Source organism: Arthrobacter sp. FB24 (genome assembly GCF_000196235.1).
Taxonomy (GTDB): Bacteria; Actinomycetota; Actinomycetes; order Actinomycetales; family Micrococcaceae; genus Arthrobacter.
The window spans coordinates 2,450,769-2,468,329 of the sequence record NC_008541.1 but is presented as its reverse complement, the minus strand read 5'-3'; the positions used below and the strand labels follow the sequence as shown (position 1 = coordinate 2,468,329).

At 64.1% G+C, this 17,561-nt stretch carries 17 protein-coding genes; 4 read left to right on the top strand and 13 right to left on the bottom strand.

The genetic code is table 11. The features are described from left to right. Nucleotides 1-90 precede the first annotated feature (90 nt). The 4 genes from ARTH_RS11085 (at nucleotide 91) to ARTH_RS11070 (ending at nucleotide 3,225) form a co-directional block, all read left to right on the top strand. Entirely contained in the window at nucleotides 91-942 is an 852-nt protein-coding gene (locus ARTH_RS11085; protein WP_011692037.1) for a putative RNA methyltransferase, read from the top strand. Between the two features lie 122 nt (nucleotides 943-1,064). After that, entirely contained in the window at nucleotides 1,065-1,526 is a 462-nt protein-coding gene (locus ARTH_RS11080; RefSeq protein ID WP_011692036.1) for an NfeD family protein, read from the top strand. 103 nt (nucleotides 1,527-1,629) lie between these two features. Continuing rightward, nucleotides 1,630-2,616, top strand: a complete 987-nt coding sequence (locus tag ARTH_RS11075; protein WP_011692035.1) for an SPFH domain-containing protein — start codon at nucleotides 1,630-1,632, stop codon at nucleotides 2,614-2,616. A 261-nt stretch (nucleotides 2,617-2,877) separates the two neighbouring features. Beyond that, the gene (locus ARTH_RS11070) at nucleotides 2,878-3,225 is read left to right on the top strand and encodes an RNA polymerase-binding protein RbpA (protein WP_011692034.1); all 348 of its coding nucleotides are present in this window, start codon (nucleotides 2,878-2,880) and stop codon (nucleotides 3,223-3,225) included. A gap of 118 nt (nucleotides 3,226-3,343) precedes the next feature. Here ARTH_RS11070 and ARTH_RS11065 read toward each other — a convergent pair whose 3' ends face one another. The 13 genes from ARTH_RS11065 to ARTH_RS11005 all read right to left on the bottom strand — a co-directional run bounded on the left by ARTH_RS11065 (nucleotide 3,344) and on the right by ARTH_RS11005 (nucleotide 17,489). Further along, nucleotides 3,344-4,084: a polyprenol monophosphomannose synthase gene (locus ARTH_RS11065; protein WP_011692033.1), complete on the bottom strand. Its 741-nt coding sequence runs from the start codon at nucleotides 4,082-4,084 to the stop codon at nucleotides 3,344-3,346. A gap of 420 nt (nucleotides 4,085-4,504) precedes the next feature. Beyond that, nucleotides 4,505-6,181, bottom strand: coding sequence for an amidohydrolase (locus tag ARTH_RS11060; RefSeq protein ID WP_011692032.1), 1,677 nt, complete (start codon nucleotides 6,179-6,181; stop codon nucleotides 4,505-4,507). Nucleotides 6,182-6,243: 62 nt separating this feature from the next. Further along, nucleotides 6,244-9,138: a DEAD/DEAH box helicase gene (locus ARTH_RS11055; protein ID WP_011692031.1), complete on the bottom strand. Its 2,895-nt coding sequence runs from the start codon at nucleotides 9,136-9,138 to the stop codon at nucleotides 6,244-6,246. A 24-nt stretch (nucleotides 9,139-9,162) separates the two neighbouring features. Further along, the gene (gene tatC / locus ARTH_RS11050; RefSeq protein WP_011692030.1) at nucleotides 9,163-9,957 is read right to left on the bottom strand and encodes a twin-arginine translocase subunit TatC; all 795 of its coding nucleotides are present in this window, start codon (nucleotides 9,955-9,957) and stop codon (nucleotides 9,163-9,165) included. A 48-nt stretch (nucleotides 9,958-10,005) separates the two neighbouring features. Then, a complete protein-coding gene (tatA, locus tag ARTH_RS11045) occupies nucleotides 10,006-10,302 on the bottom strand; it encodes a Sec-independent protein translocase subunit TatA (protein ID WP_011692029.1) in 297 nt (98 codons plus the stop codon). Nucleotides 10,303-10,334: 32 nt separating this feature from the next. Beyond that, nucleotides 10,335-10,706 carry a hypothetical protein gene (locus tag ARTH_RS11040; protein WP_011692028.1) on the bottom strand — a complete coding sequence of 124 codons (372 nt, stop codon included), beginning with the start codon at nucleotides 10,704-10,706 and terminating at the stop codon, nucleotides 10,335-10,337. Nucleotides 10,707-10,716: 10 nt separating this feature from the next. Beyond that, nucleotides 10,717-12,708, bottom strand: a complete 1,992-nt coding sequence (locus ARTH_RS11035; RefSeq protein ID WP_011692027.1) for a helix-turn-helix transcriptional regulator — start codon at nucleotides 12,706-12,708, stop codon at nucleotides 10,717-10,719. A gap of 125 nt (nucleotides 12,709-12,833) precedes the next feature. Next, a complete protein-coding gene (locus ARTH_RS11030) occupies nucleotides 12,834-13,229 on the bottom strand; it encodes an FKBP-type peptidyl-prolyl cis-trans isomerase (protein ID WP_011692026.1) in 396 nt (131 codons plus the stop codon). Nucleotides 13,230-13,255: 26 nt separating this feature from the next. After that, entirely contained in the window at nucleotides 13,256-14,185 is a 930-nt protein-coding gene (locus ARTH_RS11025) for an FKBP-type peptidyl-prolyl cis-trans isomerase (RefSeq protein WP_011692025.1), read from the bottom strand. 111 nt (nucleotides 14,186-14,296) lie between these two features. Continuing rightward, the gene (gene pafA / locus ARTH_RS11020) at nucleotides 14,297-15,661 is read right to left on the bottom strand and encodes a Pup--protein ligase (RefSeq protein WP_011692024.1); all 1,365 of its coding nucleotides are present in this window, start codon (nucleotides 15,659-15,661) and stop codon (nucleotides 14,297-14,299) included. A gap of 1 nt (nucleotide 15,662) precedes the next feature. Beyond that, on the bottom strand, nucleotides 15,663-16,370 hold the full coding sequence (prcA, locus tag ARTH_RS11015) for a proteasome subunit alpha (protein ID WP_011692023.1): 708 nt from the start codon (nucleotides 16,368-16,370) through the stop codon (nucleotides 15,663-15,665). A 1-nt stretch (nucleotide 16,371) separates the two neighbouring features. Then, nucleotides 16,372-17,199, bottom strand: coding sequence for a proteasome subunit beta (prcB, locus tag ARTH_RS11010; RefSeq protein ID WP_011692022.1), 828 nt, complete (start codon nucleotides 17,197-17,199; stop codon nucleotides 16,372-16,374). An 86-nt stretch (nucleotides 17,200-17,285) separates the two neighbouring features. After that, a complete protein-coding gene (locus ARTH_RS11005; RefSeq protein ID WP_043429778.1) occupies nucleotides 17,286-17,489 on the bottom strand; it encodes a ubiquitin-like protein Pup in 204 nt (67 codons plus the stop codon). Nucleotides 17,490-17,561: the final 72 nt, after the last annotated feature.

The window sequence follows — 17,561 nt, the reverse complement described above, 5'->3', positions numbered from 1 at the left end:
AAATAACTCACGCCGCGCCTGGACGGGACTGCCGGCGCCAGCGGCCGGGAACCGTGAATCGGCCGCCGCCGCGGCCCCTAGGATGGTGGCATGCTTCCCGACGCCGCCCGTTCCCTCCAGTGCCCCGTCTGCCGGAACAGCCTGACGCTGAGCGGCAACCGCCTGGCCTGCGTCGAGGGCCACAGCTTCGACGCTGCCCGGCAGGGGTACTTCAACCTGCTTGTCGGCAAGGGAACTGTCTTCGAAGCCGATACCGCCGCCATGGTGGCAGCCCGTTTCGATTTTCTTTCCAAAGGTCATTACCGGCCGCTCGCCGGGGCGGTCGCGGAGCTCGCAGCCCCGGTGCTACAGGGACCGCACGCCGCGGTACTCGACGCCGGCACGGGAACCGGACACTACCTCAAGGAGGTATTGGCCGCCGCACCCGCGGCGGCCATCGGCCTGGACATTTCCAAGTTCGCGCTGCGGCGTGCCGCCCGGATGAATCCCGGCGCCGCCAACCTGGTCTGCGATGTCTGGCAGCCGCTTCCGGTCACGGACACGGCCGTGGACGTCGTTACGGTGGTCTTCGCGCCGCGGAACGCCTCGGAATTCGCCCGGGTGCTGCGTCCCGGCGGCCGGCTGATCGTGGTGACGCCGCGGTCCGGGCACCTCGCGGAAATAGCGGGACAGACGGGCATGCTCGGCATCGAACCGGCCAAGGAGGAACGGCTGGCCGCTTCCCTCGGGGGACATTTCGCTCCGCACTCCGCCCGGGAGCTGGACCTCGAGCTTGGCCTTGAACCGGCCGACGTCGGCAACCTTGCCCTGATGGGCCCCGCCGGCCACCACCTGGATCCTGTAGCGCTGGACACCATCATCGCCGCGCTGCCGCCCCTCACCAAGGTCTCAGCACGGTTCCGAATCAGCGTTTTCGAACTCTTGAAGCGGCCGCCTGCATAACGACTTGACTACGTTCGGAACGTCCCAGGGGGCAGCCTCCTGCGCTCCGTGGCTTCGGTCTAGGATGGAAGGACAGTTACTGAGGGCCTGCTTCCGCAGCTCCGGGGACGAAGGGGGAACACATGTTTGAATGGCTTGGCGAGAACTGGTGGGCACTGTGGCTCACCGTATTCCTGGCGTTCGCCGTGGTGGAAATGCTGACGCTGGACCTCTTCTTCATCATGCTTGGCGGCGGAGCGCTGGCCGGGCTGCTTGCTGACTTCGCCGGTGCCGACTTCTGGCTGCAGATCGTTGTTTTCTGCGTTGTTTCCCTGCTGATGGTGGTGTTTGTCCGGCCCGTAGCGCTGAAGCACCTGAAGAAGGGCCCCGCGGAACAGCGGACTAACATCGACCGCCTGATCGGCGAATCCGCCCTCGTCATGGAGACTGTCAGCACATCCTCCGGCCTGGTCAAGATCGGCGGGGATGTCTGGAGCGCGCGCTCTGAGAACGGAGTCCTGAACGCCGGGCAACGCGTGGTGGTTTCCGCCATCGAAGGAGCCACCGCCGTCGTGGCGCCACAACCGGAAACGGCCGTTCAGTAGCAGCAGCACCATTACTTTTCCGGCAGCCGCCACCGGCGCCGGTCAGGCGGCAGAGCATCGCCGCAATACATAGCAGGGCACATAACTGGGGAATAGGTGATGTATGGATATCGCAGTCGCAATCGTGCTGCTGGTTCTCGTTGCGTTCGTAATAATAGTGCTGGTCCGGTCGGTGCGGATTGTCCCGCAAGCCCGGGCCGGCGTCGTGGAACGGCTCGGTAAGTACCAGCGGACACTGCTCCCCGGCCTCACCATCCTTATTCCCTTCGTGGACAGGCTCCTGCCGCTCCTGGACCTTCGCGAGCAGGTTGTTTCATTCCCCCCGCAGCCGGTCATCACCGAGGACAACCTCGTCGTTTCCATTGACACCGTGGTCTATTTCCAGGTCACTGACGCGAGGGCGGCCACGTACGAGATTGCGAATTACATCCAGGCGGTCGAACAGCTCACCACCACCACGCTCCGAAACGTCGTCGGCGGCCTCAACCTCGAAGAGGCCCTGACCTCCCGCGACCAGATCAACGGCCAGCTTCGCGGCGTCCTGGACGAAGCGACCGGCCGCTGGGGCATCCGCGTTTCCCGTGTGGAGCTGAAGGCCATTGATCCGCCCCACTCCATCCAGGACTCGATGGAGAAGCAGATGCGTGCCGAACGTGACCGCCGCGCCGCCATCCTCACCGCTGAGGGCACCAAACAGTCAGCCATCCTCACGGCGGAAGGCCAGCGCCAGTCCTCCATCCTCAAGGCTGAAGGTGACGCCAAGGCTGCCATTCTCCGCGCAGACGGCGAAGCCCAGGCGATCCAGAAGGTGTTCGACGCAATCCACAAGGGCAACCCCGACAACAAACTCCTGGCTTACCAGTACCTGCAGACCCTGCCCAAGCTGGCCGAAGGTTCCTCGAACAAGCTCTGGATCATCCCCAGCGAAGTTGGCGAGGCCCTGAAGGGCATCGGCAACGCCCTTGGCGGTAGCAACCCGGATCCCCGCGCCGGCGGTCTGTTCGATGCCGCTACTGGCGACGGCACGAACACCGCCGCCGGGGCGCGGCCGGATGCTGCCGAACCCAACACTCCGAGGCAGCCGCTGTAGGCAGCCCCGTGAACCGTGGGCCAGGGGAGGTATCCGCAGTGCGGGCGCCTCCCCTGTTTCGTGCCGCGGCCTCCGCTTTACTCGCCAGCACAAAAACCCGTATAATAGTATATTTGTCCGGCTGGTTCAGCCCCGCCGGAACAACATAGCTTGGCAAAGCGTTGTACCTATTGGTGCAATGCTTGCAAACAGTAGTCCGAGGCGTTAGCTGCCCCGGCTAGCGCGGAGCCTGACTCCGCGAATCGACCAAAGGGAGAAATCATGAGCGATCGCAGCCTCCGGGGCATGCGTCTTGGCGCACAGAGCATGGAGACGGAATCCGGTGTTGAGCCGGCTCCGCGCCAGCGGGTTGAGTACCGTTGCGAGGACGGCGAGCAGGTCTTCGTTACCTTCTCCTCCGAAGCCGAGATTCCCCCGGTGTGGGTTTCGAAGACCGGCAAGGAAGCCTTGCTTGTCGACGGCGAACGCCCCATCAACAGCAATGAGAAGGCCGTCCGCACGCACTGGGACATGCTCCTTGAACGCCGCTCGCTGCCTGAGCTCGAGCAGATCCTCGAAGATCGCCTGACCATTTTGCGGGAGCGCCGCGGCGAACGGCGCTCGGCTTAGGTCCGGCGCAGGCTAGGCGCAGCATAAAAGGGCCGGGCCCGTGACCTCTTGTGAGGCTACGGGCCCGGCCCTTTTGCGACTGTGTCTGTCCGGCCGCTGCCGGCACCTCGCCGCTCGTCTAGGCTGCGGCGGAACTCCGGCCCGTGAGCTTCTGCCAGCGGGCAGTCAGTCCCCATTTTGTGACGTTGATCATGGCTTCCACCACAATGTTTCCGCTCATTTTGGAAGCTCCGAGTTCCCGCTCCACGAACGTGATGGGGCGTTCCACGATCTTCAGACCCATCCTGGCCACACGCCAGGCAAGGTCCACCTGGAACCCGTAACCCACGGAGTCCACCTGGTCGAGGTTGAGCTTCTCCAGGGTCGTGCGGCGGAAGGCGCGGTACCCTCCGGTGACATCCTTGATCTTGATGCCCAGCATCAGCCTCGCGTACGTGCTGCCGACGCGTGAGATCGCCTGCCTGTACAGCGGCCAGTTGACCACGCTGCCGCCCGGCACCCAGCGCGAACCCATGGCCAGATCCGCGCCCTCCTCCACTGCGTCGAGGAGCTGCTGCAGCTGCTCGGGCTGGTGCGAACCGTCGGCGTCCATTTCCACGAGGATGTCGTATCCGGCCTCCAGGCCCCACTTGAATCCGGCGATATAGGCGGCTCCCAGTCCGGCCTTGCCTTCACGGTGCAGGACGTGGACCTGGCCGTCCTCAGCAGCGATACCGTCCGCCAGCTGGCCTGTGCCGTCCGGGCTGTTGTCGTCCACCACCAGCACATCGGAAGCCGGGACAGCTGCACGCAGGCGCGCGAGTGTCTTGGGCAACGATTCCAGCTCGTTGTAGGTGGGGATGATGGTGAGGACACGCACAGCGAGGCCCTTTCCTTGATGGGAGCGGTCACGCGCCAGGAAGCTCAACAGGAGAGCCGGCTTTAAGGCGCAAGTCACCATTATAGGGAGTTTGCGCATACCGGGCGCGTCACACGTGATGCCGCGGGCAGGTCCACACGCCTCGGGCCAGTTTCGGACGGATGCGATATGCCTCGGCGGAACTGTTTTCTGCTGCGAAGTGGACCTGCCCCTGGGACTACCACGCTCCGGCCTGCCGTCAGGCGCGGGCTAGGCATCCTGCTGGAAGGCCACGTGGCCAGACGGAGCCCCTCGACTTTGGATTCCGTCCGTTGCGACTCAATGCTACGGACCGCCCCGGGAGTGTCAACCCGCGTTTGACGTGCGGTTTTAGGTGTAACCGCAGGTCAGGGACATACGGCGCGCCGGTAGCTTTACGGTCTATGACTGAAGGGAACCGTTTGTGAACAACTCTTTTCCGTCGCGGATGGTCTGCAGGCACACAGGATCGTTCCCGGTGTCCAACGCCGGGAGCAAGGGTGTGCGCGCCCGCGGATCGGTACTCCACGACTGCACCCGCCCGTCCGCGACCTGCACCATCAGTTCCTCCACCTCCCAGACCGCAAAGCTGGCGGGCGCGCCGGGAACCAGCTGGCCAGCCATTGGATTGTTGTACTTGGCTGCCCGCCAGCCTGCCCTCGTGTGGCCGAGGAACGCCGCGCGGGCTGAGATGCGCTGGTCCGGGTTGCTGTGCTCAAGGCAGGCGCGGACGCTGGCCCACGGGTTGAGCGGAGTGACCGGGCTGTCGCTGCCGAAGCAGATAGGGACTCCCGCCGCATAGAAGGAGGCGAAGGGGTTCATGCCGCGCTCCCGGTGCCCCAGCCGTTCCTGGTACAGGCGTCCCCGTCCGCCCCACGCTGCGTCGAATCCCGGCTGCACGCTAACGGTCACCGAGTACTTTGCGAGCCGGCCGATTGCCTCGGGGTCGGCCATTTCCACATGTTCGAACCGGTGGCCTGCCGCCTTGACCCGCTGCTCCCCTACGTCGGCTGCTGCCCGGTCCAGGGCGTCCAGCGCCGCGTCGAGCCCGGCGTCTCCAATGACGTGGAACCCGGCCTGAATGCCGAGCAGCGAGCAGGCGGCAAGGTGGGATGCAGCTTCGTCAACCGACAGGTAGAGGCTGCCGCGCTCCCCCGGAGCATCGCTGTAGTCGTCCCTTAGGGCGGCTGTACGGGACCCCAGGGATCCGTCGATGTTCAGGTCCCCGGCAAGGCCGCGCACACTGGCTCCAAGGCCTTCGAGGATGCCCCGGGCCTCCTCCTCGGAACCCGCCAGCTGGCCCCAGTACGGCAGTACTTCAGGCACAGCCTTCCGCGAGCCATCGGGGCTGTTCCACCCGGCCGCAATCCGCAGGTCCGCTGCGCTGCCGATATGCGGCGCCGCCATTTCGGCCACGGCCACGTAGCCGTTGGCGGCGGCTTCGGCCAGTGCACGTGACTGAAAGCCCTGCAGGCGGTCAGCCGGCAACTGGCGTGCTGCACGCCTGGCGGACGTGTGGGCCTGGCGCTTAACCTGGCTCCCGGAGGAGAAGCCGTCCAGGCCGGTCAGGCCGGCTGCCTCGGCCAGTGAGGATGAGACCAGGGCGGAATGGGCGTCAACCCGAGACAAATACACGGGCCGGCCTCCCGCCGCGCGCTCCAGTTCCTCACGGCTGGGCAGCGCCTGATCGGCCCAGCCGCTTTCGTCCCAGCCATGGCCGAGGACCGTGGCGCGGGCGTCGACTGACTTGCCTGCGACGGAGGAAGCTACGGCATCCAGGATTTCGGCAGCTGAGCGCAATCTCCCGAGCTGAAGGGAGTCCAGGGCAATGCCCGTTTCAGTCAGGTGCACATGTGAGTCAACAAAGCCGGGGGCCAGCAGAGCGCCATGGAGGTCGATGATGTCCATCGACGCATCGGCGATCGACGTCGCCGCCTGTTCTGATCCCACCCAGGCAACGGTGTCACCGTCCACCAGCATGGCGGTGGCGAAAGGGTCGGCGGCGGTGTAGACGGAACCGTTACGGTACAGCGTCACTTTGCGTTGTTCGGCCGGCAGGTCCGCCCGTGCGTCAGTCATGTTGTGTGGTGCTCCTAAGCAGCCTTGGAAATGGTGGAAGTGGGGGTGCGATGCCCGTAGCGTCACACCACAGTGGAATAGGCGACCACGCCGCGGCGCACCAGGACGATCGCCTCTGAGCAGAGCCGTGAAAGCCGCGGATCCAGTCCCGGGATCTTCGCCAGCTGGTCCAGCAGGTCGATAACCTGTTTGACCCACCGCACAAAGTCCCCAGCGGCCAGGTCTGTTCCGTTGAGGACTTCCTGGAGATGCTTGCCCTTGGCCCACTTGAAGATCGGCCAGACAAGCCCCAGTTCCGGCTCCCCCGTCAACGGAAGCTTGTTTTCTTCCTCGGCGTCTTCCAGCACGGACCATTCCCGGACGACGATGTCGACGGCGGTCTCCAGCGACACGCTGGGCATCCGGGGACGGAGCCCGCGTTCCTCCCGTTTCGCCTGGTACACCAGCACGCTGGCCAGGGCCGCCACTTCCGTGGCATCGAGGTCGCTGAATGCGCCCTGCCGCAACGACTGGGATATGAGGAGGTCCTTCTCACCGTAAATCCGGCGCAGTTTTTGGCCGTCGGCATTGATGGTTACTTTTCCGGATTCGGAGGTTTCGAGGTAACCGTAGCTGGAGAGAAGGTCGCAGACCCGGTCGAATGTCTTGGCGATGGTGTTGGTGCGGCCCTGGATTTCCCGGACCAGTCCATCCGTTTCGCGCCGGAGTTTCCACCAGCGCTCCGACCACCGCGCGTGATCCTCCCGTTCGCTGCAGCCGTGGCAGGGATGGGAACGCAACGCCAGGCGCAGATCGCTGATCCGCTTCTCCACGTCAGGCAGGGCCGCAGCACGCCCGAAATCAGTGTTGCGGGCGTTTCCGGGTGCAGGCGGGCGGTTTTCCCGGATCGCGTTGCGGACCGACGATGCGAGGTCCTTCCTCGACTTGGGCACCTTTGCGTTAAACGACTTTGGTATCCGGACCCGGGTCACCGGCGTGATGGGCCCTTCAAGGTCCTGGAGGCCTATCCTTCGCAGCTGGTTGTCCAACGTCAGCACCGCGGGCCGCGGTTCGCGGGAGTTGTGGTCGGAGCCGAGCACCACGGCGAAGCCGGGAGCCCTGCCTGTAGGTACATCCACGACATCGCCGGGCAGAAGCCTGCTCAGCGAGTCCTCAGCAATGGACTTACGGGCCCGCGAGGTGCTGCGGGAGGCGATATTCTCCGCATCCGAAAGCTCACGCCGCAGCCGGGAGTATTCGGTGAAGTCGCCCAGGTGGCAGGTCATGGACTTCTGGAAGCCGGCCAGGGATTCCTCCCTGCTCCGCACCTGTCTGGCCAGGCCCACCACTGAACGGTCCGCCTGGAACTGGGCAAAAGAGGATTCCAGGATTTCCCGGGCGCGTGGCCTGCCGAACTGTGCCAGGAGGTTGATACTCATGTTGTACGTGGGCCGGAAGCTGGAGTTCAGCGGGTAGGTGCGCCGGGACGCCAGGCCCGCAACAGCTGTCGGGTCGGTCCCGGGCTGCCACAGCACCACGGCGTGGCCTTCGACGTCAATTCCGCGGCGCCCGGCCCGTCCGGTCAGCTGGGTGTATTCGCCGGCCGTGATCCCGACGTGGGCTTCACCGTTGAACTTGTCCAGCTTTTCCAACACCACCGACCGTGCCGGCATGTTGACGCCCAGGGCCAGGGTTTCCGTGGCGAACACCGCCTTGACCAGGCCCTCGACGAACAGCTTCTCCACGACTTCCTTGAACGTGGGAAGCATCCCTGCGTGGTGGGCTGCGAGCCCGCGCAGCAGGCCGTCGCGCCAGCTCCAGAACCCGAGCACATCAAGATCATCCGACGGGATGTCCTGGGCCGCTTCATCCACACGGCGGGCGATGACCTGTTGTTCGCGCTCAGTGGTCAGCCACAATCCGGCTGAAACGCACTGGGCCACTGCGGCGTCGCAGCCGGCACGGGAGAAGATGAACGTGATGGAGGGCAGCAGGTCCTGGCGGTCCAGGCTGGCGATAACCTGGGGGCGGCTGGCCTTGCGGACAGGGCTCTGCTGGCCGCCCTGGCCGTGGCGGTTGTCGCCGCGCTGGTGTTGTTGGCGGCGCTGGCTGCGTCCGCCATGCCCGAAACGGGCCCGTGAATTCATCTGGCTCTCGGTGCGCGCCATCGCCAGCAGGTCCGGGTTCACTTCGAAGCCCCGCTCCAGGGCGGCGTTGGCCGTCATCGCCGTCGCGGCGGGATCCGATTCGCCTTCGGGGGCAATCTCATCGAACGTCGTTTCCCCGGCGAAGAGGTCCACGATTTCACGCCCCACCATGACGTGCTGCCAGAGCGGCACCGGCCGGTGCTCGGAAACAATGACGTCGGTGTGTCCGCGCACAGTGTCCAGCCACGCACCGAATTCCTCGGCGTTGGAGACCGTAGCGCTAAGCGAGGCCACCTGCACTTCGCTGGGAAGGTGGATGATGACTTCTTCCCATACCGCGCCCCGGAACCGGTCAGCGAGGTAGTGGACCTCGTCCATGACCACGAAGCCGAGGTCGTCCAGGGTGTCCGAATCCGCGTACAGCATGTTCCGCAGGACTTCGGTTGTCATGACGACAACCGGGGCATCGCCATTGATGCTGGTGTCCCCGGTGAGGAGCCCCACGTTCTCCGGGCCGTACTTATCGGCCAGTTCCGAATACTTCTGGTTGCTCAGTGCCTTGATCGGGGTGGTGTAGAAGGCTTTCAGCGCCCGCTGGAGTGCCAGATAGATGGCGAACTCCCCCACGATGGTCTTGCCGGCCCCTGTGGGGGCCGCGACCAGGACTCCCCGTCCCTGCTGCAGGGACAGGCATGCTTGGCGCTGGAAATCGTCGAGTTCGAAATCCAGCGTCCGGACGAAGGCGCCGAGGTACGTTTTAGCTTCTGCGGTCCGTTCGGCACTGGCCCGGTAGAGTTCAGACGGCGACTGTGGCCCGGTTGTGGAGGACATACTTCCAGCCTAGTGGCCCCGGGACTACAGTTTCCCCAGTTCGGTGCCGGGCGTTGCAACGTCGGCCGTCGCTTCAGTTTCGGCGGCGGTCTTCGCGGCCTTCCGGTCCCGGCGCCGGTCATTGAAGATACAGAGTCCGATGGCGGCGAAAAACAGTGCCAGCAGGGGGCCGGCAAGCAGGAACATGGACAAGGCATCTGCGCCCGGAGCAGCAACGGCGGCTAGTACAAAGACGAGGAACACCGTGATGCGCCAGGCCTTCAGGATGGTTTCACCCCTGATGATGCCGGCCATGTTAATGCCCACCAGGACCACGGGGACAAGGAACGCGAGACCAAGGAACAGGACCATTCGCGTGACGAAATCAACGTAGTCACGGGCATCGATGAGGTTGGAGAATCCGGCCGGTGTGAACTGGGTGAGTGCGCGCACCACCTGCGGCGTCACCATCCACCCAACCCACACACCGGCCAGGAACAGCGGCACGGCTGCGGCCATGTAGCCGAGCGTGTAGTGCCGCTCCTTTTTGGTGAGGCCGGGGGTGATGAAGGCCCACAGCTGGTAGATCCAGATGGGGCTGGAGATGACGGCGCCAATCAACAGTGAAAGCTGCAGTTTGAAATCAAACGGCGACGCGATGCTGGAGAAATTCACCGAAGAAGTGCCGCCGGTGGTTTCGGCGATCCGATCCACCGGTTCCTTCAGGGCGCTCAAGACCGGGTCGTAGAGGATCCACCCGCCGATGCCGCCGATGATCAGGCCAATGGCCGACTTAATGAGCCGGTTCTTGAGCTCCTTAAGGTGATCCAGCAGGGCCATCCGACCCTCAGGGTTGGATTTTCGGCCCTTCGTCAGTGCCACTTCAGGTCAAACGCGGTTCGACGGCGGAACGTCGGTGCCGTCTGCGCTGCCGGTGCTGCTGCTGGAGTCGCCGTTTTGTGGGCGGGACTGCGGATGGTTGACGATTTTACCTTCGACGGGATCCGTGCCGTCCTTGGTTTCGGGCTTGCCGTCGTTCTTCATTTCCTTGACCTCGGATTTAATAATCCGCATGGACTGGCCGAGGCTACGTGCCATGGCCGGAAGTTTGGGCGCGGCAAACAGCAATAGAGCCACGATGATAATAATGACGATGGGCCAAGGGCCATCAAAGAGTCGTCCCACTGGAAGTCCTTTCCTCGAAATACATCCTACGTCTAACCGAATTCGATGTCGCGCAGCGCCTGGGGTTGGCCACGGTCCGCTTTGCGCTGAACGCGCCGTTGACGGCGCTCTTCCCCGCGGGAGGATTTGGACGTGAGGTAATCATGTCTCATCTGCATCGGCGAGGCAAAAACCGCCGAACCCGGGCTGGCCCCCGACTCCCGTCCGGGCTCTCCGTCCGGCCCGGACTGTCGGGACGGCTCGCTGAGGTTGGCCAAGGGTGCCCCGAACCGCTCGCCTGCAGCGCCAAGGTCCTTGACCGTGGCCATGAACTGCCTGAAGAGCCTGATTCCCAAGAGCACATAGAAGAGCAGGGAAACGGCTACGAGTGCTATCCAGATCAGGATCCAAGACCACCAAGGCATGCTGTGTAGTCTAGCCGCCGTAGCGGGCCAGGGCCGCGTCGATCCATTCCCCGGCAGCATCGGCCAGGCCCTGCGGTGCCAGAATGCGGACCGCGCCGCCATGCTGGGCTACGAACATGGGCAGCCACCCGGTGCTGCCGAACCTGATTTCGGCAATGAGACCGCCGTTGGGGAGCGGGGCCGTCCGTTCGGCGTAGTAGTCGTCGGCCAGCCCGATGCCTTGGGGTGCCAGTTCGACGATAACCAGAGCGTCGTCGTCGTTCGGGGTGAACAGTTTCACCGGGAAGCCGTCGGCGGGTTTTGCCGCCTCGGTGACCCGTCGGCCGTTTGGTTCCAGGGTCTCTATGCGGTCCAGCCGGAAGTTCCGCAGGTCCCGTGCGCTGTGGCAGTACGCCTCGAAGTACCAGGTGTTGTCCAGTGAGTAGAGCCGCAGCGGGTCGACGTCCCGCTCCGACATGGAGTCCCGCTGCGCGGAAAAGTATTTTAGGTGCAGCTGAAGCCCGTCCGTGATGGCCTGCCGGATCGTCGCAAGATGCGCCGAATTCCCAGGACCCACCTCCGGGCCGGCGATGGACGCCGCTTTCAGGCCCTCCTCCCCTGCTGCCGCCATCAGTTTCACCGTGACGGACTCCAGCGCACTCCCTTCCGCGAGCTCAGGCAGGCCGTTGAGGGCCTCCAGGCCGGTCAGCAGGGCGCAGGCTTCATCTACGGTAAAGCGGACCGGACGGTTGAGGTCAAGGTCCTGCGTGATGTAGACGTGGTCATCCTCCCACTGGATGTCCAGGAGATCGTCCGGGTATCCCTCGGGGAGGCCGGAGCAGATCAGGATGCGCAGATCGTCTTCGAGCTCCTTTCGGGTGACTCCAAAACTGGAAGCAACTTCGCTGATGTGAAGGCCCTGATTGTGCACCAGGAACGGCACGAGCTGAAGCATCCGCTGAAGTTGGTCCTCTGACGTCCTTTTCCGCGGGCGCTTCGCCGGAGGGTTATCCGGGAAGACGACCGCAGGAGACGAAGAAGCCGCGAAATCTGCAGCGGCCTTCAGCCTCCTCCGGACCGCCGATACCAGCTCGGGGGGCGCAACCACCGTGACGTTCGGACCGTATGATGCGAGTTCTTCGCCCAGCACCTCAGCGTCCCGGAAAGGGACTGTGAGACGGTCCCAACCGCCGTCGTGCGTCTCGACCGGCATCCCGGCGGTGGGGGCTCCCGTCGCGCGCTTGCGCAGGCCCAGCACCTTGCCGGACGCCACGTCCACGATGGCGGACTGCACCGGCAGTTCGGGGAGTGAATCAAGTTCCTTCCGGACGTTGAAGCCCGGCGGGGGCGAATACCGTTCCTTTTCCCGGACGGTCACAGCAGAGGTGAAGCGGGACAGACGGAAGAAGCGTTTCGCCGCACGGCCCCGGTCCAGGCCGACCAGGTACCACTGGCCAAAGCGGCTGCCCAGGCCCCAGGGCTCTACAGTCCTGAGTTCTTCGCGGCCGGTGCTGCCGGCCAGGTAACGGAACGTCACGGGATGCTGGGCATGCATGGCCGTGACCAGGTCCTCGAAGGCCTGGCCCGCGGGCCTGATCCGAGGCTGGACGCCTGCCGGCAGTTCGGCTTCCGTGAGGCCGCCGGCTGCCTGCAGTTTACGCATGGCGTTCTGTGCGGCCGACCCCAGCGCGGCCTGCTCCCACAGCTGCGCTGCCAGAATGAGCACAGTGCATTCGGCGGAGGTGAGGTTCACGTCAGGAAGCCGGTTGGACTCCTTGCCGATGCGGTAGCGCGTGGTGGCAGGATCATCCGAACCCCAGCCCTGGTCCATGACCGTTTCGACTTCGAAGCCGAACTGGCGGAGGTCGCTCTTGTCCCGCTCGAACATTCGGCCAAAGGCCACCTCGCTGCTGCTGGTGTCCCGGTAGACCTTTTCGCGCAATTCGCTGCGCCGCAGGCCGTAGCGGGTGTTGAGCAGCGCGATGAGCAGGTTCAGGAGGCGTTCTGTACGTAAGGCGGACACCTTGGCTACGTTACTAAAGCCGTCGCGGCTTAACGCCGGAAGCGCGGCAACAAACGGAAATTTCCTTCCGATTGTTACCGCGCTCCCTGCAGAGCTCGCCCGGCCGACGCAGGGCGCGGATCCGCCTAGCGGACTCCGACGAGGTCCACAACGAAGATGAGTGCTTCGTTGGGGGCGATCGCTCCACCGGCACCGCGGGAACCGTACGCGAGTTCCGAGGGGATCTCCAGGCGGCGGCGGCCGCCGACCTTCATGCCCAGCAGGCCCTGGTCCCAGCCCTGGATGACCTGGCCGACGCCAACGCGGAAGTCCAGCGGAGCGCCGCGGCCCCAGGAGGCGTCAAATTCTTCGCCCGTGGACCAGGCGACTCCGACATAGTGGGTGGAGACAGTGTCGCCCGGCTTGGCCTCGGCTCCGTCACCCTCGATGAGGTCAGTGATGACCAGTTCGGTGGGTACATCGCCTTCGGGGAAGTCAATTTCCGGCTTCTGGCGGTCGAAATTGCGTTGTCCAAATGACATGTTTGCTCCTTTTTGGTTGGTTTGGCTTACTTGACGCCGAGGATGTCGACGACGAACACCAGGTCGCCCTTGGCCTCGCCCTGTCCCGCATCACCGTAGGCAAGGTCCTTCGGAATGACCAGGAGGACGCGTGAGCCCACGGTCTTGCCGGCAAGGCCCTGCGTCCAGCCCTTGATGACGCCGGTCAGCGGGAAGCTGGCCTTTTCGCCGCGGTCGAAGCTGGAATCGAATTTCGTTCCGCCGTTCAGGGTGACTCCGACGTAGTTCACCGTCAGGGTGTCGGTTTCCTTCACAGCGGGGCCTGTGCCCTTGACCAGGTCCTGGGAGACGAGTGCCGTGGGTGCCTTGACGCCCTCAACAGAGATCTCCGGGATGCCCTTGTCGTTTTCCTTGACGGTGGGAAGCCCGGCGGGAGGCGTGACCGTCTCACCCTCAGGCTTGTCGAGCACCTTCGGGGCGTCCTTCGCGGAGAGGACCTTGACCACGAGCAATTGCGTGGGGCCGGCCTCGGCACCTTCCTTGGCGGCCTGGCCGGGGACGGCGAGAGCCAGCTGCGAGCCAATCTTGGCGCCCACAAACGCGTTGTAGATCACGGCGTTTCCGGTCTTGAGGGCATCGTTCAATTCAAGAGGCTCCGGGTCCTTGGCAAAGGTGTCTTCAAGGGTGGAGCCGTCCTTGCCGCTGACGGCGAGGATGGAGATGTCGGCGATCTGGTTGGCCTTGAGGCGTTCCCCGTCGCCCTCGGTGACCACCTTGACGGTGGGTTCCTTCACGTCCAGGGGCTTGTCGAATGCGACTCCGGGTGCCTTCTTGTCCCCGTTGTCCGTAAGCTTCAGGGAGTCGAGCTTGGCGGTCTCGCCAGCAGACTGGCTGGTGGGTTCCGGGGCTGCGGGCGTTCCGCCGCAGGCGGATATCAGCAGCAGTCCGGGAATGAGAATTGCTAGTAGTCGGCGCACGTAAGAACTTTCGTCGGGGCAAGATGGATGCGTTGCCGCAAGTGGAGCCTGCGGCAACGCAGTCGGGGCCGGTTAAACGGCCCCATCCAGAATAGCCCCTGAAGCTGGGTATCAGCCCATAGAGTCCAGGAGGGCATCGACGCGCTCGTCCACGTTGCGGAACGGATCCTTGCAGAGGATCGTCTGGTGGGCGCGGTCGTTGAGCTTCAGATGCACCCAGTCAACCGTATAGTCGCGGCCCAGTTCCTGGGCGCGGCGGACAAAGTCCCCGCGGAGCTTTGCCCGGGTTGTCTGCGGCGGCGCATCAACAGCGTCCTTGACGGCAGTGTCGTCCACCACCCGGCGGACAGCACCGCGGGACTGCAGCAGGTAGTAGAGCCCGCGGGTCCGCGAAATGTCGTGGTAGGTGAGGTCCAGCTGGGCGATCCTCGGTGCATCCAGCCCGAGTCCGTGCCGTTTCCGGTAGCTGTCCATCAGCTTTTTCTTGATGGCCCAGTCGATCTCAGTGTCAATCGTGCTGGTGTCTCCGCTTTCAATGGCCGTCAGCGTCCGTTCCCAGAGGTCCAGGATGAGCGGCACATGCTGGTTGTGGGCGCCGTTCTCGGCGACAAAGGACGTGACTTTGTTGAGGTACTCACGCTGGATTTCCAGGGCTGTCAGCTGACGGCCGTTCGCAAGGCGGATGAGCGCCCTTCCACTGAGGTCGTGGGAGATCTCACGGATGCTGCGGATCGGATTCTCCATCCGCATGTCCCGCATGATCACCCCGGCCTCGATCATACGGAGGATCAGGTCCACCGTGCCGACCTTCATCAGGGCCGTAGTTTCGGACATGTTGGAGTCGCCCACGATGACGTGGAGGCGGCGGTAGAACTCAGCGTCGGCGTGCGGTTCGTCCCGGGTGTTGATGATAGGACGGGACCGGGTGGTTGCGGAGGAAACGCCTTCCCAGATATGGTCCGCGCGCTGGGAAAAGGCAAAAGTGGCGCCGTGCGGGGTCTTCAGGATCTTGCCGGCACCGGCGATGAGCTGGCGTGTTACCAGGAAGGGGATGAGGATCTCGGCCAGCCTCGAGAATTCACCGCGGCGGGGAATGAGGTAGTTTTCGTGGCTGCCGTATGAATTGCCCGCGGAGTCGGTGTTGTTCTTGAAAAGGTAAACGGTGCCGTTGAATCCCTCGGCGGCGAGCCTTTCCTGGGCCTCGTCCACGAGGTCGTCCAGGATCAGTTCACCCGCGCGGTCGTGGGCGATCAGCTGTCCCAGGTCGTCGCATTCGGCGGTCGCGTACTCGGGGTGGGAGCCCACGTCCAGGTATAGGCGTGACCCGTTCGTCAGGAACACATTGGAGGAACGGCCCCAGCTGACCACCTTGCGGAAGAGGTAGCGTGCCACTTCCTCCGGTGCTAGCGGACGCGAGTCCGGGCTCGAGTACGAGATGCCGAATTCGGTTTCAATGCCGAAAATGCGCTTGTCCATTTCAGTTCTCCTTAGACAGCAGGGCGGCGATTTCGTCGTCGCCGAGGCGCCGGAAGGCCCGCCGTGATCCACGGGTGCTCTCCGAAGCGCGGTCCAGTACTGCAACTTCCAGGGCTGACGCCGGAAGTTCGCCGGCTTCCTTGTCGGTGACGAGCCCTTTCATTGCGAGCCTGATTGCACCGGCGAAGTTCAGTTCCTGCTGCCACCCGCCCTCCACCGTCTCGGCCACCTTGTCGGCCTGGCCGCCCATCACGATGAAGCGTTTCTCATCAGCGATCGAACCGTCGAACGTCAGCCGGTACAGGTGGTCGTCCGACTGGTTCCCTCCGACTTCCGCTACTGCAAGCTCAACTTCAAACGGTTTCTGTTCGGCCGTGAACACTGCACCCAGGCTTTGCGCATAGACGCTGGCCAGGCCCCTTGCTGTGACGTCCTCCCGGTCGTAGGAGTAGCCGCGGACGTCCGCGTACCGGACTCCCGCTTGGCGGAGGCTTTCAAACTCGTTGTATTTTCCGACGGCGGCGAAGGCGATCTTGTCGTAGATTTCACCGATCTTGTGCAACGACGGGGAGGGATTTTCCGCGACGAGTGCAATTCCCTCCTCGCAGCTGATGACCACGACCGAGCGGCCGCGGGCGATACCCTTCCGTGCGAAGTCCGCACGGTCCTTCATCAGCTGTTCGGGCGACACATAAAACTGTTGGGTCATCTCAGGCCTCCCGCCGTGCCGTGGTCCTGGCCTCGATGATGGCCCCGGCCACGGAGGCGAGGTCATGGTCGGGTATGCGCCTGGCGCCTGAACGTTCAACGGTATAGACAACCGGCCACAACTGCCGGACGGGGTCCGGTCCGCCGGTTGCCGAGTCGTCGTCAGCCGCGTCGTAAAGGGATTCAACGGCCACGGCCACGGCCTCTTCGGCCGTCAGCCCCGGCCGCCAAAGTTTCTTGAGTGCACCTCGTGCAAACACGGAACCGGAACCCACGGCATGGTGTTCCTTCTCCTCGTACCGTCCGCCGGTGACGTCGTAAGAAAACAGGCGGCCGATGCCGACGGGCAGGTCGAACCCGGCGAACAACGGCACTACGGCCAGTCCCTGCATGGCCATGGGCAGGTTTCCGCGGATCATGGCACCGAGCCGGTTGGCTTTACCCTCCAGGCTCAGCAGGGTTCCCTCGATTTTTTCGTAGTGTTCCAGCTCCACCTGGAACAGCCGCGTGAGATCGATGGCGATGCCTGCAGTGCCGGCAATTCCCAGCACCGAATAGCTGTCGGCGGGAAACACTTTTTCGATGTGCCTGCTGGCGATGACGTTCCCCATCGTGGCGCGGCGGTCTCCGGCCATCAGGACTCCCCCGCCATAGGTCAGGGAAACGATGGTGGTGGCGTGCGGCACCTGCAACGGCTGTGATCCCGCCCCGGTCAGCGCTGCCGGGAACGGCTGATTGTAGGGAAGCAGGCCGGGCCTGTTGCGTTGGAGGTGTTCAGTGAATGATGACGTGGCGTTGGCAGCTACCTGGTTGGCTGTGGTGTCCTGCACTGATGCACTCCTTCAACGTGGTGGATCAACGTCTCTTCGGGCGTCCGGCCTGCCGTCCCTCCGTTCAGGCGAGGGCAGCCTGGGTCCTATTGGCCGCCCTTTTGAACGAAGGCACGGACGAATTCTTCGGCGTTTGATTCGAGGACGCCGTCGATTTCGTCCAGGAGGTCGTCCACGCCTTGGGTGGCTGCCGATGCCTGGGCTTCTCCGGGTGCGGGCGGCGTTGCGGGGGCGTCGTCTTCGAATTCGCTCTCCCGTGACTGCGGCTGCTGCTGCTCCTGGCCTGCCATTTTCCTTCTCCTTCTATCCATCCCCGATGAGAGGGGACATCCTGTAAGCCCATATTGCCACGCCTTAAGCCA